23 protein-coding genes and 1 pseudogene are annotated in these 23,699 nt (G+C 70.6%); 15 read left to right on the top strand and 9 right to left on the bottom strand.

What is annotated here, in order from left to right; all coding sequences use genetic code 11:
- The first annotated feature begins 41 nt into the window (after positions 1-41).
- Positions 42-485 (top strand): PaaI family thioesterase, encoded by a 444-nt coding sequence (locus NGF19_RS23425; protein WP_252427219.1) that lies wholly within the window; start codon positions 42-44, stop codon positions 483-485.
- 76 nt (positions 486-561) lie between these two features.
- Here NGF19_RS23425 and NGF19_RS23420 read toward each other — a convergent pair whose 3' ends face one another.
- Positions 562-1,020: a PaaI family thioesterase gene (locus NGF19_RS23420; RefSeq protein ID WP_252427217.1), complete on the bottom strand. Its 459-nt coding sequence runs from the start codon at positions 1,018-1,020 to the stop codon at positions 562-564.
- 366 nt (positions 1,021-1,386) lie between these two features.
- Here NGF19_RS23420 and NGF19_RS23415 point away from each other — a divergent pair, with 366 nt between their 5' ends.
- The 5 genes from NGF19_RS23415 (at position 1,387) to NGF19_RS23395 (ending at position 6,345) form a co-directional block, all read left to right on the top strand.
- Positions 1,387-3,279, top strand: a complete 1,893-nt coding sequence (locus NGF19_RS23415; protein WP_252427215.1) for a protein-arginine deiminase family protein — start codon at positions 1,387-1,389, stop codon at positions 3,277-3,279.
- Positions 3,280-3,341: 62 nt separating this feature from the next.
- The gene (locus NGF19_RS23410) at positions 3,342-4,622 is read left to right on the top strand and encodes a sensor histidine kinase (RefSeq protein ID WP_252427213.1); all 1,281 of its coding nucleotides are present in this window, start codon (positions 3,342-3,344) and stop codon (positions 4,620-4,622) included.
- Positions 4,619-5,296: a response regulator gene (locus NGF19_RS23405; protein WP_252427211.1), complete on the top strand. Its 678-nt coding sequence runs from the start codon at positions 4,619-4,621 to the stop codon at positions 5,294-5,296. The genes NGF19_RS23410 and NGF19_RS23405 overlap by 4 nt, the downstream gene beginning before the upstream one ends.
- Positions 5,297-5,325: 29 nt before the next feature.
- The gene (locus tag NGF19_RS23400) at positions 5,326-5,958 is read left to right on the top strand and encodes a C39 family peptidase (RefSeq protein WP_252427210.1); all 633 of its coding nucleotides are present in this window, start codon (positions 5,326-5,328) and stop codon (positions 5,956-5,958) included.
- Between the two features lie 81 nt (positions 5,959-6,039).
- Positions 6,040-6,345: a hypothetical protein gene (locus NGF19_RS23395; RefSeq protein ID WP_252427302.1), complete on the top strand. Its 306-nt coding sequence runs from the start codon at positions 6,040-6,042 to the stop codon at positions 6,343-6,345.
- A gap of 39 nt (positions 6,346-6,384) precedes the next feature.
- Here NGF19_RS23395 and NGF19_RS23390 read toward each other — a convergent pair whose 3' ends face one another.
- Positions 6,385-7,125: a 3-oxoacyl-ACP reductase family protein gene (locus tag NGF19_RS23390; protein WP_252427208.1), complete on the bottom strand. Its 741-nt coding sequence runs from the start codon at positions 7,123-7,125 to the stop codon at positions 6,385-6,387.
- Positions 7,126-7,310: 185 nt separating this feature from the next.
- Here NGF19_RS23390 and NGF19_RS23385 point away from each other — a divergent pair, with 185 nt between their 5' ends.
- Together NGF19_RS23385 and NGF19_RS23380 are read left to right on the top strand one after the other, a co-directional pair.
- The gene (locus tag NGF19_RS23385; protein WP_252427206.1) at positions 7,311-8,669 is read left to right on the top strand and encodes an alkaline phosphatase; all 1,359 of its coding nucleotides are present in this window, start codon (positions 7,311-7,313) and stop codon (positions 8,667-8,669) included.
- Between the two features lie 343 nt (positions 8,670-9,012).
- A pseudogene (locus tag NGF19_RS23380) lies at positions 9,013-10,197 on the top strand (glycoside hydrolase family 10-like protein); the annotation flags it as partial.
- Between the two features lie 332 nt (positions 10,198-10,529).
- On the opposite strand, the gene pdxR reads toward NGF19_RS23380, so the two are convergent.
- Positions 10,530-11,936, bottom strand: coding sequence for a MocR-like pyridoxine biosynthesis transcription factor PdxR (gene pdxR, locus NGF19_RS23375; RefSeq protein WP_252427204.1), 1,407 nt, complete (start codon positions 11,934-11,936; stop codon positions 10,530-10,532).
- A 47-nt stretch (positions 11,937-11,983) separates the two neighbouring features.
- On the opposite strand from pdxR, the gene NGF19_RS23370 reads away from it, so the two are divergent.
- The gene (locus tag NGF19_RS23370) at positions 11,984-13,186 is read left to right on the top strand and encodes an MFS transporter (RefSeq protein WP_252427202.1); all 1,203 of its coding nucleotides are present in this window, start codon (positions 11,984-11,986) and stop codon (positions 13,184-13,186) included.
- 22 nt (positions 13,187-13,208) lie between these two features.
- Here NGF19_RS23370 and NGF19_RS23365 read toward each other — a convergent pair whose 3' ends face one another.
- Positions 13,209-13,829, bottom strand: coding sequence for a TetR/AcrR family transcriptional regulator (locus tag NGF19_RS23365; RefSeq protein WP_252427200.1), 621 nt, complete (start codon positions 13,827-13,829; stop codon positions 13,209-13,211).
- Positions 13,830-13,877: 48 nt separating this feature from the next.
- Here NGF19_RS23365 and NGF19_RS23360 point away from each other — a divergent pair, with 48 nt between their 5' ends.
- On the top strand, positions 13,878-14,429 hold the full coding sequence (locus NGF19_RS23360) for a GNAT family N-acetyltransferase (protein WP_252427198.1): 552 nt from the start codon (positions 13,878-13,880) through the stop codon (positions 14,427-14,429).
- A 67-nt stretch (positions 14,430-14,496) separates the two neighbouring features.
- On the opposite strand, the gene NGF19_RS23355 is transcribed toward NGF19_RS23360, so the two are convergent.
- The 4 genes from NGF19_RS23355 to NGF19_RS23340 all read right to left on the bottom strand — a co-directional run bounded on the left by NGF19_RS23355 (position 14,497) and on the right by NGF19_RS23340 (position 17,886).
- Entirely contained in the window at positions 14,497-15,288 is a 792-nt protein-coding gene (locus NGF19_RS23355; protein WP_252427196.1) for an ABC transporter permease, read from the bottom strand.
- The gene (locus NGF19_RS23350; protein ID WP_252427195.1) at positions 15,285-16,292 is read right to left on the bottom strand and encodes an ATP-binding cassette domain-containing protein; all 1,008 of its coding nucleotides are present in this window, start codon (positions 16,290-16,292) and stop codon (positions 15,285-15,287) included. The genes NGF19_RS23355 and NGF19_RS23350 overlap by 4 nt, the downstream gene beginning before the upstream one ends.
- Before the next feature lie 85 nt (positions 16,293-16,377).
- Positions 16,378-17,220 carry a DUF4097 family beta strand repeat-containing protein gene (locus NGF19_RS23345; RefSeq protein WP_252427193.1) on the bottom strand — a complete coding sequence of 281 codons (843 nt, stop codon included), beginning with the start codon at positions 17,218-17,220 and terminating at the stop codon, positions 16,378-16,380.
- Positions 17,221-17,367: 147 nt separating this feature from the next.
- Positions 17,368-17,886, bottom strand: coding sequence for a toxin-antitoxin system HicB family antitoxin (locus tag NGF19_RS23340; protein WP_252427191.1), 519 nt, complete (start codon positions 17,884-17,886; stop codon positions 17,368-17,370).
- 389 nt (positions 17,887-18,275) lie between these two features.
- Between NGF19_RS23340 and abc-f the strand changes: the two genes are divergently transcribed.
- The 3 genes from abc-f to NGF19_RS23325 all read left to right on the top strand — a co-directional run bounded on the left by abc-f (position 18,276) and on the right by NGF19_RS23325 (position 20,906).
- Complete coding sequence (gene abc-f, locus NGF19_RS23335; RefSeq protein ID WP_252427189.1) at positions 18,276-19,910, top strand: ribosomal protection-like ABC-F family protein; 1,635 nt, start codon at positions 18,276-18,278, stop codon at positions 19,908-19,910.
- A gap of 142 nt (positions 19,911-20,052) precedes the next feature.
- Positions 20,053-20,574: a DUF6232 family protein gene (locus NGF19_RS23330; RefSeq protein ID WP_252427187.1), complete on the top strand. Its 522-nt coding sequence runs from the start codon at positions 20,053-20,055 to the stop codon at positions 20,572-20,574.
- The gene (locus tag NGF19_RS23325; protein ID WP_252427185.1) at positions 20,571-20,906 is read left to right on the top strand and encodes a hypothetical protein; all 336 of its coding nucleotides are present in this window, start codon (positions 20,571-20,573) and stop codon (positions 20,904-20,906) included. The genes NGF19_RS23330 and NGF19_RS23325 overlap by 4 nt, the downstream gene beginning before the upstream one ends.
- A gap of 96 nt (positions 20,907-21,002) precedes the next feature.
- Here NGF19_RS23325 and NGF19_RS23320 read toward each other — a convergent pair whose 3' ends face one another.
- Entirely contained in the window at positions 21,003-21,560 is a 558-nt protein-coding gene (locus NGF19_RS23320; RefSeq protein WP_252427183.1) for a TetR/AcrR family transcriptional regulator, read from the bottom strand.
- A gap of 101 nt (positions 21,561-21,661) precedes the next feature.
- Between NGF19_RS23320 and NGF19_RS23315 the strand changes: the two genes are divergently transcribed.
- Together NGF19_RS23315 and NGF19_RS23310 are read left to right on the top strand one after the other, a co-directional pair.
- Complete coding sequence (locus NGF19_RS23315; RefSeq protein ID WP_252427181.1) at positions 21,662-22,819, top strand: FAD-dependent monooxygenase; 1,158 nt, start codon at positions 21,662-21,664, stop codon at positions 22,817-22,819.
- Between the two features lie 148 nt (positions 22,820-22,967).
- The gene (locus NGF19_RS23310; protein WP_252427179.1) at positions 22,968-23,636 is read left to right on the top strand and encodes a hypothetical protein; all 669 of its coding nucleotides are present in this window, start codon (positions 22,968-22,970) and stop codon (positions 23,634-23,636) included.
- Positions 23,637-23,699: the final 63 nt, after the last annotated feature.

Below are 23,699 nucleotides of genomic sequence, written 5' to 3'. Positions count from 1 at the left end.
CACCGCGCTCAGAACGTTCGGCAGGAGAGAAGGAGACCGTCTTGGGTTCCGCGTCGACTCACTTCGAGAAGCTCACCCGCTGCTGTATGAAGTGCAGGATCTCCCAGTTCCTGAACAAGACCATCGAGATCGAGAAGGCGGGGGTGGCGCGGGTCGCCATCCCCTTCCACGGCGATCTGACGCAGAACGCCGACTTCCTGCACGCGGCGATGCTGTTCGAGGTCGCGGACACCGCCGGATTCATGGCGGCCAACTCGATGGAGGAGACCTACAGCGTCCTCACGGTCGACTACCACATCAACCTGATCCGGCCGGTGCGGCACGAGGGCATCCTGGCCACCAGCGAGGTGGTGACGGCGGGCAGGACCATCTATGTCACGCGCAGCGACGTCTACAGCGACAGCGGCAAGCTCGTGGCAGCGGGCCAGGGTACGTACACGGTGTCCAAGATCCGCCTCACCGACCTCGACGGCTACGAGGACTGAGCACGGTGGCCGACCGGACCTGCCTTCACGTCCGGTCGGCCGACTCCCGAATGCGGGGGCGGACGGGGTCAGGTCCTCACTGATCCGGCCGTGATTCAAGGCAGATGAGTGTCTGCTGCCCGGTGGCGATGAGCTTCTTCTCGTCCTCTGTGTGACTGAAGACCTGGAGCTGACACACCGTCAATGTGCGACCGGACTTGAGGACGGTACCCACCGCCTCGATGTGGTCACCCCCGGCCGGGGCCAGGAGGTTGATCTTGTATTCCACCGTGAGCACCGTGGAGTTCTCGGGGAAGAGCGTGAACGCCGCATAGCCGCCCGCACTGTCGGCGATGGCGCTGGTGGCGCCCGCGTGAATGTAACCGTGCTGCTGGGAGACTTCCTTCGCTCGGGGCAGCGTGATGTGCACACGGCCGGGAGCGATATGCGTGATACGGGCGCCCAGATGACGCATGAGTCCTTGCCGGTCGAAGCTGGACTGGACGCGGTCCAGCACTTCGGGGCTGACCTGGTCCTCTAACGTTTGCGGTTCCACGTCTCTCCTCGCATGGTCGTCATCGACGGTTGCGACCTTGTGGCCCGAGACTAATTCCTGCTTTCCCCTCGCCGCCAGCGATCTGCGGGACAACCGCCCGTCCTCAACGGGAGCCAGGAGGCGGTGCGATAGGAGGTAGGCGATAAGCCGTAGGTGGTAGGCGATAGGCCGTAGATGACAGGCGGCTGGGTGGCCGGTCAGCCGAAAGGATGAGGTGACTGCCCCTCCCCCGCGCGGGAACCAGCCATCGGACGGATGCCCCCTTCGCGGATCCTGGCCGAGGCTTGGAGCATGAACGACGAGACACCGCTTGTCACTTCGGGCTCCGGCCCCCTTGCTGCCAAGCGCCGCTTGATGCCTGCCAGCGTGAGTGCGCTGGGAACCGCTCTCCTCACCGTCGCGGCCGGAACGCTCCCGGCGCAACCGGCGTACGCGGCACCTCCCGGACCGGTGATCCGAGCGGATACGAATCGGGACGGCCGGATCACCGCGGACGACGACGCAGGCAAGGACACCTGGACCCGCGACCGCGGTGCGCTGATGCTGCCCAACATGGATGATGACCAGCGGAGTTGCCCTACGGCGGGCCCCGACGGCGTACGGTTGCCCGACCAGCGTCTGGCGGACTGCGACGACGCTTCGGACAACGTCGTCAACGGCCCCGCCGACCTTGCCGACCTCGCGCCGCTGCGTATCAGCGCAGCCCCGCACACGACGACTGACACCACAGCCACCGTCGCAGCCGACCCGGCCTCCCGGAAGTACGTCCGCATCTTCGCCGAGCGCGAGGGCCGCATGGTCGAGCTGAGACCCGGTGACCGGCTGACCGCCGACGAACTGCGTCACGGTATCCAACTGGGCGTGGAGGCGAAGGACTTCGTACGCGACCCCCGGAAGTGGGCGGGCTTCACCGACATCGTGCTCACGGTGAACCGCGGCGGCACCACGACGCAGGACCGAGTACGCCTACGGGTCGCGCCGCTGGTGTTCCAGCACGACCTGATGCCGATGCAGCACATGATGACGGCCGATCACGGCACCGAACCCGCCGAAGTGGAGCGCGGCAAGCCCTACGATCCCGCCGTGCAGCCCGAGCCCGTGGAGCCGGGGGAAGCCGAGTTCCGTCGCGATCTGCGCCGTGGTCTCGACCAGGCCGGGCTGACCGCCCCGTTGTACAACTACCCCACGGGCGGCGACGTGTGGATGCAGGACCTGTTCAAGACCGCCTACGCGTCCATCCCCGCGCCGGGCGGCCGGGAACACCGGGTCACCGTCATCGTGCGGTCCGCGGACGTGATGCCCGGCACGGCCACCGCCGACTTCCCGCTCAGGGACGCCTCACGGAGCGCGTTCCCGCTGTTGCGCGGTCCCGGTACGGGGGTGATCCAGCAGTACGATCCCGGGCGCGTCGGCAGCGATGACAGCCAGTACTACGGCTCGTTCAGCTCGACCGGGAACTTCGGCACCCTCCCGCCGTACACCTGGCAGGGCCACCACTATCCGGTGGGCCGGGTCCTCTACGGAGGTACGGGAGGCAAGGAGTCACCGGACGCCACCTTCACGCGGATGCTCGCCGCGCAGGGCTACCAGCGGCCGACAGCGGTGGACACCAGTTGGCTGGGGGTGGGTCACCTCGACGAGTTCCTGTCCTTCGTCCCGGCTCGGAACGACCGCGGTTGGGTGGCCGTGGTGGCCGACCCCGACCTGGGGCGGTCACTGCTGGAAGATCTCGCGGCGGACGGCCGGGGCGGAGAGCCGCTGGTGCGCGGGATCGCGCCGGAGGACACCGAGGATCCCGGTCTCACGGTCGCCGACGCGTTGCGGAAGCCCTCGCTCACCGAGGGCACGGAGATCGCCCGCAAGGGCATCGACTCCGCGCTGCGCACCCTGCGCGAGGAGGCGGGGCTGACAGAGCGCTACGTCGTCCGTGTACCCGCCCTCTTCAACCGACTTGACCTGCCCGCCGGGTATCCGCGCCGGAACGTGGTCGCCAACTACCTTCCCGGCGCGGCCAACGGTGTGAGTACCGGTACCGGGGTCTACCTGGCGCCGCGCCAGCACGCCCCGAAGAGCGACGGCCAGGACGTCTTCGAGCGGGTGACCGAGAAGGCCCTGAGCGGCACGGGCACCCGGATCTCCTGGGTGGAGGACTGGGACTACTCTCACCACCGCGGCACGGTCGGCGGTGAGGTCCACTGCGCGACCAACGCACTGCGCGACATGTCCGGAACCCGGCCGTGGTGGACCGAGCGGGACTGATCCCGACGCCGGACGCGGACCGCCACGCGAGCGAACTACCGCGTCCCGTAGGGTCGTTGCCCGTGATCGATCGACACCTGCCCGTCCCGCGCATCCTGCCCGTCCTGCGCGTCCTCGGTGGGCTGCTGTTCCTGGGACTGATCGCCGCCGGGTGGGCGACCGTGTCCGGCGCGGGTGTCGCGATCGTCGCGGTGGGTCTGCTGACGGCCGGTGCGGCAGTGGCGACGGCGGTCCGCCTGCCGCTGCCTTCCGCGGTACGGCGGATGCCGGGGCTCGCCGCCGTTGCCTCGCTGGCGTTGACGGCCTGCTATCAGGGGCCGGTCGTCAATGCCACGGGCTGGTGGTGGGCCGTGGAGACATGCGCGCTGCTCGCTCTTCTGGGGCCCATGGTGCGCCGGATGAAGAGGCGGGCCGGGGCGGTCGCCTGCGTCCTGGTGCACGGCGCGGCGATCGCGGTGCTGCCCCTGCGGCTCGGCCCGCACATGACGCCACCCTCGGCACCGGCGGAGACCGGCGTACTGTGCCTGTTCTGGGCCCTGTTGGCCGCGGGTGCGGCGGCGCTGGGCGGGTATCTGCGCGGCCAGGACGCCCAACGACGCAGGGCACTCGCGGACCAGGCTCGCGAGCAGCGGCTCGAAGTGGCCCGCGATCTGCACGACTTCGCGTCACACGACGTCATGGGCGTGGTGGTCCTCGTCCAGGCGGCTCGGCTGCTGGCGCGCGAAGAGCCGGATCGGGCGTTGGCGCTGCTGCCGCGGATAGAGGAGGCGGGTATGCACGCGATGGCCGCGATGGACCGTACGGTCTGGACACTCAACGGTGAAGGGGAAGCGTCGGGTTCGGGCGACGTCACCGCCCAGCCGCCGGGGGGACCACCCCGTACGGAGCACGTCGTGCCCTCCCGCGACCGTCGACGTGACCTGTCCGAACTGCCCGCCCTGACGGCCAGGTTCACCCGCACCGGCACGACGTCGGCCCATCTCGACGTGCCCGAGGGAACATTGCAGGAGCTGCCCGCGGAGGTCAGCGCGACGGGCTACCGCGTGGTGATGGAGTCCCTCACCAACGTACGGCGCCACGCCCCCGCCGCCGTCGCCGTCCGTATCGCCGCCGAGCGGGTCCCGTACGGCGGCGGTACGGCTCTGCGTCTGACGGTCACCGACTCGGCCGAGGCCGGTGGGCGAATCTTCCCGCGTCCGGAGCGCGCACAGGGCGGTCTCGGGCTGGCGGGGCTCACCGACCGTGTCGAGGCTCTCGGCGGCGTGCTGACCGCGGGGCCGCACGGGAGCGCGGGCTGGCAGGTCAGGGCCACGCTCCCCCTGCCCGAGAAGAGCGTCGTATGAGTGGCCGTGGCCCCATCCGGATCCTGCTGGCGGACGACCAGGAGACCATCCGTGCCGGGTTCCGCCTCGTCTTGGACGCCCAACCGGACATGACCGTGATCGGCGAGGCGGCGGACGGTGTCACCGCACTGGACGCCGCCCTGCGGCTCCGCCCCGACGTGCTCCTCGCGGACATACGGATGCCGGGTCTCGACGGCCTGGAACTGACCCGGCGACTCGCCGACTTCGGCACCGACCCGCCCGTCAGGGTCGTCGTGGTCACCACCTTCGACCTCGACACCTACGTCCACACCGCCCTCCGCGCCGGAGCCTCGGGGTTCCTGCTGAAACGCTCCGGGCCGACGCTGTTGGTCGAAGCGGTGCGCGCGGCGATGTCCGGCGACGCCCTCATCAGCCCCCAGATCACCGCGCGCATGCTGCGCCGACTCGTCCCACCGGTCCCCCGGGAGAGGAGACCACCCACCGAGCCACTGACCCCACGCGAGAGGGAGGTCGCGACCCTGGTGGCCGGGGGACTGTCCAACATGGACATCGCCGAGGAACTGTTCATCTCACTCGCCACCGTCAAATCCCATATGGCCGGACTGCAACGCAAGTTGGCGGTCCGCAACCGGGTGGGCATCGCGGCCTGGGCCTGGGACTCCGGCCTGGCACCCACCGATCAGGCCCGCTAGCACCGAAGTCGACCTACAGAACAGGAACCATGGAAGCCATCTCCGTCAGTCACGATGTGCCGTACTCCTCGCAATGGGAGTCCGCCGCACTCGTCCCCGATCTGCTGTCCGGCCGTGTGAAGGCCGAGGACGACCGCCTCTGGCGGCGGTCAGGGGCGGAGTCCGCCGCGGACTACGCCTTCTGGTCCTGGCGGATCTGTGGCATGGCTTGTCTGCGGATGGCCCTGGAGCACTGGGGCCTCGAGTCGCCGGGCCTTGTCACGTTGGCCCGGGAGTTCCTGGACGCCGGCGCTTACGTACGCCGTGCGAACGGTGATGGCGTGGAGGGGCTCATCTACGCGCCGTTCGCCGAACACGTGGCGAAGAGGTGGGACATCGAGGCCGAGGTGCACGGGAGGCTGGCGCCTGAGGAGATTCCGGATCTCCTCAGAGACGGCAAGCTGGTCATGCTTTCGGTGCATCCGTCGATCCGCGAGCCGCGCACCACGCCGCCGAGCCGCGGTGGGCACCTGGTCCTCGCTGTCGGCTGCTCGCCCGATCACCTCCGGATCCACAACCCGTCGGGCCTGCCCGGTGTTTCCCAGCGCTTCGCCGAGGTGCCATGGCAGGCGCTGCCCCGGTTCTTCGCGGGACGAGGGGTCGCTCTCAGGGCTGTCCCGTAGCCGAAGATCAGGGTCGACCCCACCCGGTTTCAGGGACTTCCCGGAGTGTGTCGACGTGCCCAGCGTTCCTAGAGTGCAGACATGTCCACTTCCCGACGAATCCAGGCATTCCTGGCGTGTACGGCGGTCCTCGCGGCCACCGTGACGACCGCCGCACACGCCGCCACCGCCACCACCCCCGCCACTGCCACCCATGCGGCGTCGGGGGTGGTGTGGGGGCGGCCCGCCACGACGACCGTGGGCACCGTCTCGTTGCCGTCGTCGGCCGCTCTCACCGCTGCCGCTCCGGCCGGGTCGCGTCAGATGTCGGCCGGGTGCAACTGGTGGGCGCTGCCGATCAGTACGAGCATGATGGGCAGTATCCAGGCGCGGGTCATGACCGCGTAGGTCACTTGAGGGCTACCGCCCGCAGGTTCTTCTCACGGGTCAGACGGTGAAGCCTCCGTCGACGTGGAGCGAGGCTCCGGTGATGTATCTGCCGTCCTCGCTTGCCAAGTGGGCGATCGTGGCCGCTATCTCGGTGGATTCCGCGTAGCGGCCCAGTGCGGTGAGGCCGGCGATCGTCTCGGCGTTCGGGCCGTCGGCGGGGTTGGCGTCCGTGTCGGTGGGGCCCGGGTGCACCAGGTTGACCGTGATGCCGCGTGGGCCGAGCTCTCGGGCCAGGCCCTTGGTCATCCCGACGAGAGCCGTCTTGCTCATCGAGTACAGCGCCAGCCCAGGGAACGGCGCGCGGTCGGCGACATTGCTGCCGATGCTGATGATGCGACCGCCCCGGCCCATGTGTCGTGCCGCAGCCTGGGATGCCACCAACGGGGCCCGGACGTTCACCGCCAGGGTGCGGTCGATGTCCGACGGGCTCAGGTCGTCCAGAGGGCTGACGAGGAACACAGCCGCGTTGTTGACCAGGATGTCCAGTCGGCCGAACGTCGCCGCGGCCTCGTCGACCGCCGCGGTCAGTGCCTCGGGTACCGCGCTGTCGGCCTGGACGGCCAGTGCTCGGCGCCCCCTGGCCTTGATCTGTTCCACCATGTCGGCGGCGCGCTCCGCGCTGCTCTCATAGGTGATGACGATGTCGGCGCCTTCCTCCGCCAGTCGGAGGGCCACGGCCGCGCCGATCCCCCTGCTTCCACCCGTGATCACGGCTACGTTTCCTTCGCATCGCTTCATGCCGTCGAGCATCACAGCCACCACCGCCGGACGCTGGCGTGAATCGGACCTGGCGTTCGGCCTGGTGTGTCATGTCCTGGATACGCCGACTCAATCAGTCATTCACCTCTGCTTTGCGAGCCCATGGTGATGTGGCTTCCGTTGGTCCCCGCATTCGTCGTCGGACGCTTCAAGGAGTCACTTCCATGCACAGATCCACCCGCCGTCACCTCACGATCGCCACCGCGCTGGTGGCCGTCACCACGGCCGCTGCGGCGGTCACCACCACCGCCGGTGCCTCCGACGGCAAGGACCACGCGAAGGGCGCGATCCAGAACGGGAAGGCGAAGAACGTCATCCTGCTCATCGGCGACGGTATGGGCGACTCGGAGATCACCCTCGCCCGTGACTACACGGTCGGCGCGAGCGGCCGTCTGAACATGGACAAGTTCCCGCTGACCGGCGCCTACACCACGTATTCCGTCCACGCCGACGGTACGCCGGACTACGTCACCGACTCCGCCGCCAGCGGCACCGGTTGGGCCACGGGCGTCAAGACGGTCAACGGCCGTATCTCCAAGACCCCCGGCACCGACAAGGCCGTTCCCACCCTGCTGGAACTCGCCCAGAAGAACGGCTACGCCACCGGCAGTGTCACCACCGCCGAACTCACCGACGCCACCCCGGCGGTCCTCGCCTCCCATGTCACGGACCGCTCCTGCCAGGGCCCGGCCGACATGGCCAACTGCCCCACCGACACGATCGCGGCCGGTGGCCCCGGCTCGATCGCCGAGCAGTCCGTCAACCACAAGGTCGACGTCCTCTTCGGCGGCGGCAAGCAGCGCTTCGACCAGAAGGTCACCGCCGGTCGCTACAAGGGCCAGACCGTCACCGAGCAGGCCCGTCAGCTCGGTTACGAGGTCGTCACCGACGACAAGGGCATGAAGAAGGTCAAGGCGGGACAGCGGGTGCTCGGCCTGTTCTCCTCGGGCAACGTGCCCACCGAGTGGACCGGCAAGGGCGCCGCGGTCGGTGGCACCGCCCCGCAGCGGTGTGTGACCTCCAACCCCGCCCGCCCGTCGACGACCCCGACCCTGGCCGACTCCGCCACCAAGGCGATCCAGCTCCTCGAGGCCAAGCAGAAGCGCTCCAAGCAGGGCTTCTTCCTGCAGATCGAGGGCGCCTCGATCGACAAGCAGGACCACGCCGCCGACCCCTGCGGCCAGATCGGCGAGACCGCCGCCTTCGACCGCGCGGTCAAGGTGGCCCGTGACTACGCGGCCAAGCACCCCGACACCCTCGTCGTCACCACGGCCGACCACGGTCACAGCAGCCAGATCGTCCCGCTGGAAGCCACCCCGCCCGGCCTGTCCTCCACGCTCGTCACCGACGAGGGTCAGCAGCTCAAGGTCAACTACTCCACCAACACCCCGGGCCAGTCCCAGGAGCACACCGGCACCCAGGTCCGTATCGCCGCGCAGGGCCCGCAGGCCTACCGCGTCCTCGGTGTCACCGACCAGACCGACCTGTTCACCACGATCCGCGAGGCGCTGCGCCTGCACTGAGCACATCAGCACATCCTGCGACACATGGGGGGAGGCCGATCGCCGGTCTCCCCCTCGCTGTTCGCGCCTTCCTGACCGCTGCCAGGCCATGGGGGTGTTTCGAACGTGATGCGAGGACGAAGACGGCTCACGTGTCCGGGGCACTCGTCGGAAGCGCGTGAACCGTCCTGCCGTTCGGTAACTGTTTCGGCCCCCCGCGTTGACTGGGCGCGGCGTACTGGGAACCGTGGGCCGATCAAGCCGCTCCCGTCTCTTCCGAGGAGTCCGCGTGACCGACACCGCGCACCACAGTTCCGCCGTACGTCGCCCCACGCGCCGCGTCCTGCTGCGGGCCGCAGGACTGATGGCCGGTCTGGCCGCCACGGGTACGTCCCTGCCCGTCGCCGCGGCGGCCACCGCCGCCGAGCCCGCGGCGCCCGCGCACCGCGACCGCGAGCTGCGCGGCGAGTGGATCGCCACCGTCGCCAACATCGACTGGCCCTCGCGGACCGGGCTGAGCCCGGCCGTGCAGCAGGCGGAGTTCATCGCACGGCTCGACCACGCCCGAGCGCTCGGACTCAACGCGGTCTTCGCCCAAGTCCGCCCGGCCGCCGACGCGTTCTGGCCCTCCCGCTACGAGCCCTGGTCGCAGTACCTGACCGGCACCCAGGGCCAGGACCCCGGCTACGACCCGCTGGACTTCATGGTCGACGCCGCGCACGAGCGCGGACTGGCCCTGCACGCCTGGTTCAACCCGTACCGCATCTCGCTCCAGTCCGACCTCACCCGGCTCGCACCGGGTCACCCGGCGCGACTGCATCCGCAGTGGGTCGTCTCCTACGGTGGCCAGCTCTACTACAACCCCGGCATCCCCGCCGCCCGCGCCTTCGTCGAGAACGCCATCATGGACGCGGTGGAACGCTACGAGATCGACGGCGTCCACTTCGACGACTACTTCTACCCCTACCCGGTCAGCGGCCAGGACTTCCCCGACGACGACGCCTTCGCCGCGTACGGCACCGGCTTCAGCGACCGGGCCGCCTGGCGCCGCCACAACGTGGACCTGCTGGTGCGGGAGATGGGCGCACGAGTACGCGCGGTCCGGCCCCAAGCAGCGTTCGGGATCAGCCCGTTCGGCATCTGGCGCAACGCCGCAAACGACCCGCGCGGTTCGGCCACCGCCGGCACCCAGTCCTACGACGCGCTCAACGCCGACACCCTGGGCTGGGTACGCAACGGCTGGCTCGACTACATCGCCCCGCAGCTCTACTGGAGCATCGGCCTCCAGGTCGCCGACTACGCCGTCCTCGCGCCGTGGTGGGCGCAGGCGGTCCGCGGCACCGACGTGCAGTTGTGGATCGGTCAGGCCGTGTACAAGGCCGGTGACCCCGACCAACCGGCCCCCTGGCAGGACCCCGCCGAACTCTCCCGGCATCTGGCCCTGGACAAGGGGCTGCCGGAGATCGACGGCGAGATCCTGTTCAGCGCCGTGGACGTCGGTGCCGACCGGATCGGTGCGGTCGAGCGGCTGAGAGCCGACCACTGGCAGCGGCCCGCGCTGCCACCCCTCCTGCCCAGGCTCGCCCACGGGCCCGCTCCCCTGCCCCCGCTCGCGTCGGCGAGCAGAACGGCCGAGGGCCGGATACGGATCGAGGTACGCTCGCGCGGCAACCATGCCCCCGCGCTGTACGCACTGCGCGAGCACACCGCCGACGGCGAGGGTCTCGTGGCGGTGCTCCCGGCCGCCCGCCACGCCGAGTGGACCGCTCCCGGGGCCCCCGACGAGGCGACGTACAGCGTCACTTCGGTCGACCGGGCGGGGCGCGAGAGCGCGCCTCTCACCGTCCGGCCGCCCCGGCGCTGACACCACCTCCAGGGAGGTCAGTCGGCCAGCAGGTCACCCACGGCGGCGATGCCCTCGGCCACCGCCCGCTCGCTCACGTTGCCGAAGCCCAGCACGAGCCGGGCCCCATCAGTGCCCGGTGCCGAGCGGTTGGCCGCCATGCCGTACAGGCCGACCCGTCGGGCACGGGCCGCCGCCACGACCTGCTCCTCGGTGCGGCCCGCGCCGAGATGGGCCACGGCGTGGAAGCCCGCGGCGAGCCCGGTGAGCCGTACGCCGGGGGCGTGCGCCGCGAGCGCTTCGACCAGGGTGGCGCGCCGGTCCGCGTACACCGTCCGCATCCGCCGCAGATGCCGGTCGTAGCGCCCGGACGCGATCAGCCGGGCGAGCGCGACCTGGTCCAGGGTGGGTGAGCCGCGGTCGTCCGCCCCCTTGAACGCCACGACGGATGCGACCAAGGCGGGCGGGCACAGCAGCCAGCCCAACCGCAGTGCGGGCGCGAGGGACTTGCTCACCGTGCCGATGGCCACGACGCGGTCGGCGGCGAGGCCCTGCAGCGAGCCGACCGGCTCACGGTCGTAGCGGAACTCGGCGTCGTAGTCGTCCTCGATGACGAAGGCGTCACGGCGCTGCGCCCAGGCGATCAGCGCGCGCCGCCGCTCGGCGGCCATGACGACTCCGGTGGGCCACTGGTGCGCGGGCGTGACGAGGACCGCCCGCGCGCCGGTCGCCTCCAGGGCCCGGACATCGATGCCGTCCTCGTCGACGGGCACCGGCACGGCGGTCGTCCCGGCGTACGCGGCGGCCAGGGACGTCGCGCCGGGCGAGCCGGGGTCCTCGTAGGCGAGGGTGCGGATGCCGTGGGCGGCCAGCGCGCGCAGTACCAGGCCGAGACCCTGCCCGTAGCCGGAGCAGACGACGGTCCGTTCGGGGTCGGCCGCGGCGGCCCGTACCCGCCGCTGGTATCCGGCGACGACCTCGCGCAGTACGGGCGCCCCCTGCGGCTCGCCGTAGTCGAGCGCCTCGGTCGGCAGCGCGCGGGCGGCCTCGCGCATCGCCCACAGCCAGTCGGCGAGCGGGAAGGAGCCGAGGTCGGGGACGCCGGAGCGGAAGTCGGCGATGAGCCGTGGCGCGGGCGGCGGTGCGGGGGCCGGTGCTGCGGGGCGCGGGCAGGCGCGGGCCGCGACGGTGGTGGCCGCACCGACCCGCGTGGCGAGGTAGCCCTCGGCGCGCAGTTGGGCGTAGCAGTCCTGGACCAGGCCGCGGGAGACCCCCATACGGCAGGCCAGTTCTCGGGAGGACGGCAGCCGTTCGCCGACCTCGAGACGGCCGGCCCTGATGGCGTCCCTGATCTGGCGTTCGAGCTGTGCGCGCAGTCCTTCCCCGCTCCCCCGGTCCAGGGTGAGCAACAGTTCCGGCGACAGACCGGACCACTCGAGCGGCATGGAAATGGAGCTTATCGAGGGGCCGGACGGTCTCTACCGTCGGATGCATGACCACGCCATCCAGCCGTCCGTCCGACGACATGACCGAGGGCCCTTCGGACGCGCATCCCTCGGACACCCGTCCCGCGCCTGCCCGACCTCCGCTGGTGACACGGCCGTTGCTGCTGCGCTTCCTGACGGTGATCGGTGCCTCCGCCGGGTTCTTCCTGCTGCTGTCGGTGGTGCCGCTGTACGCCCAACGCAGCGGTGGCGACGCCGGTTTGACCACCGGTGCGTTGATGTTCGCCACGGTGGTGGGCGAGTTGGCGACCCCGCGCCTGGTCGCGCGGTACGGCTACCGGGTGGCGCTGGCCGTGGGGCTGGTGCTGCTGGGCGCGCCCGCGCTGGTGCTGACCGCCGGGCACGGCATGGTGTGGATCACGGTGGTGTGTCTGCTGCGCGGGGTGGGCTTCGCCCTCACCGTCGTCGCAGGAGGCGCGCTGACGGCCTCGCTGATCCCGCCCGAGCGGCGCGGGGAGGGGCTGGCGCTGGTGGGGATCGTGTCGGGTGTGCCGTCCCTGGTGGCCCTGCCGTTGGGGGTGTGGCTGGCCCATCACGTGGGGTTCACGCCGGTGTGTGTGGCCGGCGGGGCGGTGGCCCTGGCCGTGATCGTGGTGGTGCCGGGGCTGCCGGGTCGGGAACGGTCCGCGGGCCGGGACGCCGGTCTCGTCGCGGGCCTGCGCACCGGGGCCCTGGCCCGGCCCACCCTGGTGTTCGCGACGACCGCGCTGGGCGCGGGGATCATCGTGACGTTCCTGCCGGTCGCCGTCCCCGCGTCGCTGTCCGGGCTGGTGGCGGTCGCGCTCTTCGCCCAGCCCGCGATGGCGACCGTGGCCCGCTGGTACGCCGGGCGGCTCGGGGACCGCCACAGTCCGGGCCGCCTGGTGCTGCCCGGCCTGCTCGCGTCGTCCGCCGGGCTGTCGGTGACGGCGGTGACGAGCAGCCCGGTGGCGGTGCTGGCCGGGGTCGCGCTGTTCGGGGTCGGCTTCGGGGTGACGCAGAACGCGACGCTCACACTGATGTACGCGCGGGTACGGGAGTCCGGGTACGGGACGGTCAGCGCGCTGTGGAACATCGCCTACGACGGTGGGATGGGCCTCGGCGCGCTCGGCTTCGGCGCGGCGGCGGCCCACACCGGCTACCCGGCCGCGTTCGCCCTCACGGCCGCCGTGATGCTCGTCGCCGTGGCTCCGGCGTGGCGTGATCGCTGAGCAGGGCGAGGCGCCGTTCTGGTCAAGTCCGCACTGCACGGCCGTCGTTGGGTGAGGGTAGGGAGACCAGTGCCGCCAAGTAGTCGTCAAGCAGCTCCGCTTGGCGGTCGGGTGGGAAGGTCTCCGGGGCGAACAGGGCCTGTACGACCAGGCCGAGGACGAAGGACTGGGCGCCGGCGGCGATACGGGCCGGGTCCCCGGCGGGCAGTTCGCCCGACTCCTGGGCCGCGGCGACCAGATCGCGCAGCTTGTCGCGGCTTCGGGCGTATTTGCGGGCGTAGTCGTCGCTCAGTTCGGGGTCGGCGAGCGCGGTGTCCCAGGAGGACACCCAGATCCGGTTGCTGACGGTGGCGTCGCCGGTCAGCGGCAGGATGTCCAGCAGCGCGGCCCGCACGGCGGACATGCCGGTGCCCGCGGTGCGCCGGGGGCGGGAGGCGCTGCGTGTGTCGAGCAGGTCCAGAGCGTAGGTGACCAGGTCGCGCTTGGTGGGGAAGTAGTGGGTGAGCAGGCCGGTGGTCGCGCCGAGTTCCGTGGCGACGGCGCGCATGGTCAGCCCGCCGAAGCCGTGCGCGGCCAGGACCCGCCAGACCGCCTCGGAGACGTCGCGGCGGCGGGCATCGTGGTCCCCCTTGGTACGTGGCATGCTGCTACCGTACATATCCATAACGGTTGTTGTGTGAATGAGGTCATCATGTTCTCCCTCCCCCTGCGGGACGACGCCTGTCTGCGTCCGCTCGAGATCTGGCACGCCGAGGAGTTCGCCGCCCATATGGACCGGGCCCGCGAGCACATCCGGCCGTGGGTGGGGGCCGCGTTCGTCACCGATGACCTCGACGGTGCGCGGGCCACGTTGCGGCGGTACGCCGAGCGGCAGGCCGCGGACGGCGCCCGTCTCTACGGCATCTGGCTCGACGGTGTGCTGGTCGGCGGTGTGATGTTCGTGTCGTTCGACGCCGCCTGGGGCTCGTGCGAGATCGGCTGCTGGCTGGAGCCGGCCGCCGAGGGCCAAGGCCTGATCACGCGGGCGTGCGACACCTTGCTGGAGTGGGCGTTCACCTCCCGGGGTGTGCACCGCGCCGCGTGGCACTGCCGGGCCGACAACCGGCGCAGCGCCGCCGTGGCCCGGCGGCTCGGTATGACACGTGAGGGTGTGCAGCGCGAGTCCTGGCCTTACGGCGGCGTCCGTCACGACACCGAGATCTGGGCGATCCTGGCCCCCGAGTGGCACGCCAACGGCCGCTGACCGCACCCCCGCCTCGGGGTGCGGCCCGCACGGCGTCGACCGGTCCGTACCGACCGGGCCTCGGGTACTACTTCGGGTCGCGCTTGAACGTCGACGTGGACCAGAAGTAGCCGAGCACGGCCAGCCCCAGGCACCACAGGACGGCCAGCCATCCGTTGTAACCGATCTCGGTGCCGAGCAGCAGCCCGCGCAGGGTCTCGATGGCCGGAGTGAACGGCTGGTACTCGGCGATCGGCTGGAACCAGCCCGGCATCGCGTCGATCGGCACGAAGGTGCTGGAGACGAGCGGCAGGAAGATCAGCGGCATCGCGTTGTTGCCCGCCGCCTCGGCGTTCGGGCTGATCAGGCCCATCCCGACCGCGATCCAGGTGAGCGCCAGGGCGAACAGAGCGAGCAGTCCGAACGCCGCGATCCACTCGAGGAACGTGGCGTCCGTGGAGCGGAAGCCGATGGCCACACCGACGGCACCGACGAGCACCACGCTGATGAGCGCTTGGAGCACACTCCCGATGACGTGCCCGATGAGCACCGACCCGCGGTGGATCGCCAGCGTGCGGAAGCGGGCGATGATGCCCTCGGTCATGTCGTTGGAGACGGACACCGCGGTGCCGATCGTGGTACTGCCGATGGTCATCAGCAGGATGCCCGGGACGAGATACGCGATGTACTCGGAGCGATCGGCGCCCCCGCCGCCGATGCCCGCGCTCATCACGTCGCCGAAGATGTAGACGAACAGCAGCAACAGGACGATCGGCGTCAGCAGCAGGTTCAGGGTCATGGACGGGTAGCGCCGCGCGTGCAGCAGGTTGCGCCGCAGCATCGTGGACGAGTCACGTACGGCGAGGGAGAGGGAACTCATCGGACGTCCTCCTGGTGTTGGCCCGGCCGGCTCGGCACGGTGCTGCCGGTCACGGTGCTGCTGGTCACGGCGAAGAAGACGTCGTCGAGGTCGGGCGTGTGCACGGTCAGTTCGTCCGCCTCGACACCGGCGGAGTCCAACCAGTCGAGAAGGGAACGGAGTTCGCGCTGGCTGCCGTCGCTGGGGATCCGCAGCGTCAACGCCTCGTCGTTCCGGGTGACTTCGCGCAGCGCAGCGGCGGCGCCCTGGTACGCGGCCGGATCGGAGAAGCGGAGCCGGACGTGCCCGCCGGGGATCAGCCGCTTCAACTCCTCGGCCGTGCCCTCGGCGGCGATCCCGCCGTTGTTCAACACCGCGATACGGTCGGCGAGTTCGTCCGCTTCCTCCAGGTACTGGGTGGTGAGGAAGACGGTGACACCGCCCGTGACCAGCTCGCGGATGATCTGCCACATGGTGTGGCGGCTGCGCGGGTCGAGGCCGGTCGTCGGCTCGTCGAGGAAGATGATCCGCGGGTCACCGACGAGGGTCATGGCGATGTCGAGGCGGCGCCTCATGCCGCCGGAGTAGCTCTGGGCGGGCTTCTTGGCGGCGTCGGTGAGGTCGAACCGCTCCAGCAGTTCGGTGGTGACGCGGCGACCCTCGCGCTTCGACAAGTGGTGCAGGTCCGCCATGAGGCGCATGTTCTCCTCGCCGGTGATCAGCCCGTCGACGGCGGAGAACTGCCCGGTGACACCGATCGCGGCGCGCACCGCGTCCGGCGCGGTGGCGATGTCATGGCCCGCTACCTGGGCCCGTCCGCCGTCGGCGCTGATGAGCGTGGACAGGATCTGCACGGTGGTGGTCTTGCCTGCGCCGTTCGGTCCGAGCAGCGCGAAGACGGAACCGGCCGGGATCCGCAGATCGATGCCGTCGAGGACGGTCTTGTCGCCGTACGACTTGCGCAGGCCGGTGGTGGAGATGGCGGCGGGTAACGGTGAACCGTCGCCCCGTTTAGACGTGGGCATGACAGATGAAGGCACGGAGTCCTCCGACTCGAAGGGTCAGGCAACTGGGGTGCGTTGATGAGTGAGCGAGTGCGCGGGCCGGTGCTCAGGCCGTGGCGCGGCGGATGTCGATGTTGCCGTACCGGGTGCGGGCGCGGACCGTGACGGTGTCCTCGGTGTCCTCCGGGGCCGTGGCCGAGGCGAGAGTGTTGCGCACCTGACCGGAGCCGGACTCGACGTCGAGCCAGGCGGCGGCGCCGTCGCGGACACCGATCTCGATGGCACCGTGGGAGGTCTCCAACTGGACGGTGCCACGGGCCACTTCACCCACGCGCAGGGTGCCGTGCGCGGTGGTGGCGGTGACCGAGCCCTCGGCGCGCCGGATCTCGATGTCGCCGTTGGAGCCGCTGACCCGCACCTCGCCGGTCGCGGCGCCGACGGTGGTGGTGCCGTGGGAGTTCTTCAGGACGGCGGGGCCGTCGACCAGGCCGACGCGCAGGCTGCCGGAGCTGGTGGTGATCTCGGCCAGGCCCTCGACGCGGTCGACGGTGATCGAGCCGTGGGAGGCGGTCAGTCGGAGCGGGCCGGTCGCGTCGAGGCGGACGTCGCCGGACGAGGTCTTCACGCGTACCTCGCCGAGCCGTCCCTCGCCGAGGACTTGGGCCCAGGCCCCGGTCATGTCGATGCGCGAGCCCGTGGGCAGATCGACGGTCACGTCGACGGTGCCGGTCCGGCCGAACAGGTTGGACTTGGGTGTCCTGATGCTCAAAACACCGCTCCTGTACGTGACTTCGGTCTGGTCGGCCGCCCGCACGTCCTGGTCCCGCTTCGGGTCGCGGGGCCGCGCCTGAACGAGGGTGTCGAGGCGGTCGCCCGCGGTGAACTGGATGGAGCCGGCCTCCACGCGTGCGGTGACCGCGATCGGCTCAGGGGTGTCGAAGGAAGGCATGGCTGTCCCGTCCTCTTGGGTCTTCGTGACGTCCCTGCAGGTGGGACGTGGTGTGGGTATGAAGTGGTGTGGGGCGGTACGGAGTGTGAAGGGGGGCGGAGTGTGAAGTCGGGTGGAGTGTGAAGTGGGGCGGGGCGCGGGGTACGGTCAGCGCACCCAGCCGGTGAAGCTCTGTCCGACGGTGCGGGCCCGCTCCGTCGGACGTGGTCGCGCGCCGCCCTCGACCGCGGCCGAAACGGCCCGCACCAGCCAGGCGTTGACCGACAGACCCTCGCGGCTCGCGGCCTCTTCGGCGCGCGCCTTGAGGTGCGCCGGCAGGCGCAGATTGACGCGGGCGGTGCCACCCTCGTCACCGTCGGCGGGCATCGAGGCCTTCAGCGGTTCGAGGGGCGCGGTCGCCGCTTCCGCGGGTCCCCTGTCGGCGGGCGGCGGCGTGACCACGAAGTCGGGGTCCAGCCCGCGCAGTCGTACGTCGACCGAGCCGGGGGCCAGCTCGCGGGTGATCTCGTCCATCGCGGCGGAGAGCACGTTGAGCATCGTCAGCCGGGTCGCCGACTCCAAGGGAGCGGTGAGCCGTTCGGCCAGTTCGCGGGCTTCGTCACCGCCTGCTTCGGCGGCCACCGCGAGTTCGCGGCGAAGGGAGTCGACATACGGGGTGAGGTCCATGACGCAATGGTGGCACCACTATGGCGCCATCCGCAACCCTCAATGATGTCTAGCTGATGGGGAGTTGAGAGGCACGGCTCTGAGCTGGGCATACGCGGAGAGTTCAGGTACATCAACGTGGCACCACCCGGCACCAGGCGACCCGGTTACGGCGTATCCCCTACGCCCCAAGCCCCCTACTGTTACGCTGTCGTGGTCACTGATCTCTCGTCGAGGAGCCCAGACATGGTGGTGGACGACGACATCTCCGGGTGATACCCGGACCCGACAGGCCACCGGCCGGTGCGTGGACGCGCCGCCGTGTGGTCTCGCTGTCGTCCCCTCGTTCCCTTGTCTGCTGTCAGGGCGGAAGCGCGCTTCCCGCCCTCACTCCCCATGAGGTCATCTCCATGTCCGACGCCTCCGTCGTCTGCTCGAACCTGTCCTTCGCCTGGCCCGACGACACTCCCGTCTTCGAGAACCTGTCCTTCACCCTCGGCTCGGGCCGCACCGGCCTCGTCGCGCCCAACGGCAGCGGCAAGAGCACTCTGCTCAAGCTCGTCGCCGGTGAACTGCGGCCCCGTAGCGGGTCGGTGGCCGTCACCGGCACCCTCGGCCACCTCCCGCAGAGCCTCCCCCTGACCGAAGCCCTCACGGTCGCCGAGGTGTTGGGGGTCGCCCCGATCGTCCAGGCCATCGACGCCGTGGAGTCCGGTGACGTCGACGAGCGGCACTTCACCACCATCGGCGACGACTGGGACATCGAGGAGCGCACCCGCGCCCAGCTCGACCGCCTCGGCCTGACCGACCTCACCCTGGACCGCGGCCTGGACACCCTCAGCGGCGGCCAGATCATCTCCCTCGGTCTCGCCGCCCAGTTGCTGAAGCGGCCCGACGTCCTGCTGCTCGACGAGCCCACCAACAACCTCGACCTCGACGCCCGGCACAAGCTCTACGACGTGCTGGAGGACTTCACCGGCTGTCTGCTCCTGGTCAGCCACGATCGCGCCCTGCTCGACCGTATGCAGCGCATCGCCGAACTCGACCGAGGTGAACTCCGCTTCCACGGCGGCAACTTCACCGCGTACGAGGAGGCGGTACGGGCCGAGCAGGAGGTCGCCGAGAAGAACGTCCGCAACGCCGAACAGGAACTGAAGCGCGAGAAGCGGGAGATGCAGCAGGCCCGCGAGCGCGCCGAACGCCGGCAGGGCAACGCCGCCCGCAATCTGAAGAGCGCCGGTCTGCCCCGTATCGTCGCGGGCGCCATGAAGCGAGGCGCACAGGAGTCCGCGGGCCGGGCGGGCCAGATGCACGCCGGGCGGGTCGGCGAGGCCAAGGCCCGGCTGGACGAGGCCGAGCGCGCCCTGCGCGATGAGCAGCGCATCACCTTGGACCTGCCGGGCACCCGTGTGCCCGCCGGTCGCACGCTGTTCCTCGGTGAGCGGCTCCGGGCCCGGTTCGGCGAGAAGGAGGTGTTCGCGGGCGAGGGCGTCGATCTGAGCATCCGCGGTCCGGAGCGCATCGCGCTGACCGGTCCCAACGGTGCGGGCAAGAGCACGCTGTTGCGTGTGCTCAACGGCGATCTGACTTCCGCAAGCGGTGAGATCAAGCGGGCCGAGGGGCGTATCGCCTATCTCTCGCAGCGTCTGGACCTGTTGGACCTGGACCGTACGGTCGCGGAGAACTTCGCCGACCGTGCCCCGCGGCGGCCGGAGGCCGAGCGGATGACCCTGCTCGCCCGCTTCCTCTTCCGCGGCGCCCGCGCCCATCTCCCGGTCCGGGTGCTCTCCGGCGGCGAGCGGCTGCGCGCCACGCTGGCCTGTGTCCTGTGTGCGGAACCGGCACCGCATCTGCTGCTCCTGGACGAGCCGACGAACAACCTCGACCTGGTCAGCACGGGCCAGTTGGAGAGTGCGCTGCATTCCTACCAGGGAGCCTTCGTGGTGGTCAGCCACGACGAACGGTTCCTGCGCGAGATCGGGGTGAACCGGTGGCTGCGCCTGGCCGACGGTGAGCTGACGGAGACCGGGGCTCCTGAGGCGTGAGCCGCTGACACCGGCCCCGGATCGGACAGATTCGGTTCCCGCCGCCTCCCCCCTTCCAAAGGGGGAGGCGGCGTTGCTTAATGGTCCCACGCGGCCATGGAGTCGTATGGCGTACGGGGGACTTGTGGAGACGAGAGGAACCTTGGGCCCGCCGCCGATGCAGCCGGTCCCGTCGGACGACGGCAAGACCGTCGAACTGCGGGTCGGCAAGCACCTGCTCTGGCTGGGCGAGGCCGCCTATCCGCTGCAGAACATCGCGCGGGTCTATACCGCGGAGTTCAAGCCCAAGCGAGGAGAGGCGTTCTGGTACTTCGTGCTCGGGGGCGGCGCCGGGCTCGCGGTGGCGAAGGCGGCGCCGGAACTGCGGTTCCTGGGCATCCTCGCGGCGGTCGCGCTCTTCGCGCGGTTCGTGAAGGTGCTGACGTCGCCGAGCAAGTTCGCGCTGGTCATCGATACGACCGGAGCGGCGAGCGCGCTGGTGACACTGCCGGACCACCTTGAACTGCGCAGGCTCGTCGGCGCCATCGTGGAGGCTGTCGAGAACCCGGACAAGACGATCCATACACGAGTGGAGACCGTCCAGTTCAACCGCAGGGAGTACCACTATGGCGACCGGGTCAACATGTACGGCGGCGTGGGCAATGTGGGGGTGTTGAAGAAGTGAGCGGCGAGACCGTCAACATGTACGGCGGTACCAACAACACGGGCATCGTCATGAACCAGTACTCCGGCGCGGCGCAACCGGTGCCCCCGGCTCTCCTCGAAGCGATCGAGGAACTGACCTGCCTCCTGCGGGAGTTGCGCAACCAGGTGGCGCCCGCGACCGCGCGGGTCATCGACGACTCCTTGCCCGCACTCTCCTCCCAGGCGAGCCCCCCGCAGGAGCGGCACCGCGCCCTGATCGCCGTGGCCACCATCGCCGCGACCGCCGGAGCACTGGGCCAGCCGGTCCTCGAAGCCGTCAACAGGGTCGCGGAGTTGCTGGCGAACCTCTGAGGACTGTCCGGCTTGTTCGTCATGGTCCGACCGGTCGCGGTCGAGGTCGGCCGCATCGCGTGAACGACCCGCCTCCCCGACCGCGCCTTCCGTCGTCTACCGCAGAGCGGCCTCGACAAGTCCCTGGATCTCCGCTTCCGGTACGCGCCCGCCGCCGACCAGCCGGTCGAAGACAAGGCCGTCCACACAGGCCAGCAGTGTGAGGGTCCGCCCCTCCGCGTCCGTGACACCTCGGGCCGTCAGGAAGTCGCGCACGATGTCGCGAGCGGCGTTGCGGCGCGGTGTGAGGATCTCCCGCAGCTCCGGATGGCGCGCGCTCTCCACGGCGCAGGCGTAACGGGCGAGTGACCGTTCGCGGCCCTCGCCCGTCAGGCGTGCGTCGACGAACAGGGCGATGGCGGCCACCAGTTCATCGGCGTTCCGAGGCCTCGGCCCCACCTCTCCCAGCGTCTGAAGCTCTGCCTGGTCGCGGTCGACAAGGCGTCGCACAAGCCCGGTGAGCAGCGCCTGGCGTGTGCGGTAGTACGCGGACGTGGTGCCCGGCCGCAGGTCGGCGGCCCGGTCCACGGCGCGGTGCGTCAGCCCGCGTACCCCTTCCTGGGCGAGGACGTGGATGGCCGCGTCGGCGAGCGCGGTGCGTCGGTCTGTGGTCACTCCCCTGTTCTACACCCCCGGTTCTACAGACGTAGAAGAGGTGCACTAGCCTCCTTCTACAGATGTAGAAGAGTGCGGGTGTGGTAGGGGAGGTGCCCGGTATGGGCAACAGGGCAGTGGTGGTCGGCGGAGGCATCGGAGGGCTGGCCACGGCGATCGGCTTGCGGCGCATCGGCTGGGAGGTGACGGTCCTCGAGCGCGCCCAGCTCCTCGACGACGCGGGAGCGGGCATCTCGCTGCACGCCAACGGCATCCGCGCGCTGGACGTCCTGGGCGTCGGCGCGGCGGTACGCGCGGCGGCGCATCCGCAGTACACCGGGGCCACCCGGACGCCTCGTGGCAGCCGCCTGGCGCGGATGGACGGCAGGGCCCTGGAGCGCGCGCTCGGCACCCCGATCGTCGGCATTCCGCGTTCCGTACTGCACCAGTTGCTGCGTGACGCGTTGCCGCCCGAGTGCCTGTCGGTCGGCGCGGAGGCGGTGTCCGTCGACCGTGCGGACCCGCGACGGCCGCGCGTCCGTCTGAAGCAGGGCGACCTCGACGCCGACCTGGTCGTGGGCGCCGACGGTCTCCACAGCCGTCTGCGCACCGAGCTGTTCCCCGACCACCCCGGCCCCGCCTACAGCGGATCGACCGTGCTGCGCGCCGTCACCGAAGGCCCCGTCGCCCTGGACGCCGACTTCGAGTTGACCTGGGGCCCGGGTGCGGAGTTCGGCCACATCGCCTTCGCGGACGGCCGGGCGGAGTGGCACGCCGTCCTCAACTCCCCCGCCCGTACGCGCTTCGCCGACCCGCTGACGGAAGTACGTCGCAGGTGCGGCGGTTGGCATGCCCCGATCCCCTCGTTGCTCGCGGCGACCAGGCCCGAGGCCGTACTGCACCATGACATCGACGAGTTGGTCGTCCCCCTGCCCGCCTACACCGCAGGACGCGTCGCCCTGCTCGGCGACGCCGCCCACGCCATGACACCCAACCTCGGTCAGGGCGCCTGCCAGGCGCTCGAGGACGCTGCTGTGCTGACCGCCGCGCTCTCCGCCGAGTCCACCGTCGAAGGCGCCCTGGCCCGGTACGACACCGAGCGCCGCCCGCGCAGCCAGGCAGTTGCCCGCGCGGCCCGCCAAGCAGGGCGGATGGGGCAGCAGTTGACCCATCCCGCAGCCATCACCGTACGCAACACGGCGATGCGGCTGGCCCCTTCGGCCGTGACCGTCCGTACCATCCTGCGCCACGCCCGGTGGACCCCTCCGGTCGTGCGCTGACTCGCGCCCGCTCGCCCCGAGTTCGTCAACAGCGGTCGTCTGTCCGGCTCGTCGGTGTTTCCCACCGACGCCAGGGAGGGCACCCTCCCCCGTAGACGTCACCGGCCTGGAAGCGCTCCAACGGGGAGAGACACGGGGGCGAAAGGTCATGAGAGCTTGGCACATGCGCATGTGGCGGTGGTTGCGGGTACTGATCCTCGCGGCGGCCGTCGTCGGACTCGTCGGTTGTTCGCGATGGGTGGCCGAGGCGTACGACGCCGTCGTGACCTTCCGGCACGCGCCTGCCTGCCGGAACGGACCGGCGGCCGACTGCGTCGCGCAGGCGACAGGAACGGTCACCGGCAAGGAGGCCGGTCAGAACTGCACCACGGACTCCAACGGTGTGCGGAGCTGCACCCCGTACTACCGTCTGCACCTGCGCTACGGGGAGCGCACGGCGTGGCGCGGCATCGGCAAGGACACGTACGACGACGTGCGCCGTGGCGACCCCGCGGAGCTGCGGATATGGCACGGCGCGGTGGTGCGGATGACGGTGCGCGGGCACACCGCGACGTACGAGGCTCCGGCCGACGACTCCGTGCGACGGCGTCTGTCCGTCCTGTGGCTGCTCCTGGGCGTGGCGGTGTGGGTCGCGGTCAGCGGACGACCGGCGGGTCTGCTCACCTTGCCGACCTTCGGGTGGCTCTGGCTGACCATGCCGTTCTCCGAGTTGATCCACGGCGCGCTGCTCGGGGCGAGCCCCTCGAAGTGGATCGTGGAAGGGCTGATGGCCCTCGTCGGCGTCGTATGCCTGTTGCTGCGGCCGAACGCCCTGTGAAGTCCGGGGGCCGGGCACGCCCGGCCGCCCGCCGTGCGACGCCTTCGCTCACTCCGCGGACGT

The organism is Streptomyces macrolidinus, from assembly GCF_023887685.1.
GTDB lineage: Bacteria > Actinomycetota > Actinomycetes > Streptomycetales > Streptomycetaceae > Streptomyces > Streptomyces macrolidinus.
Note: the sequence above shows the minus strand (reverse complement) of the source record. Positions and strands in the feature narration are given on the sequence as shown.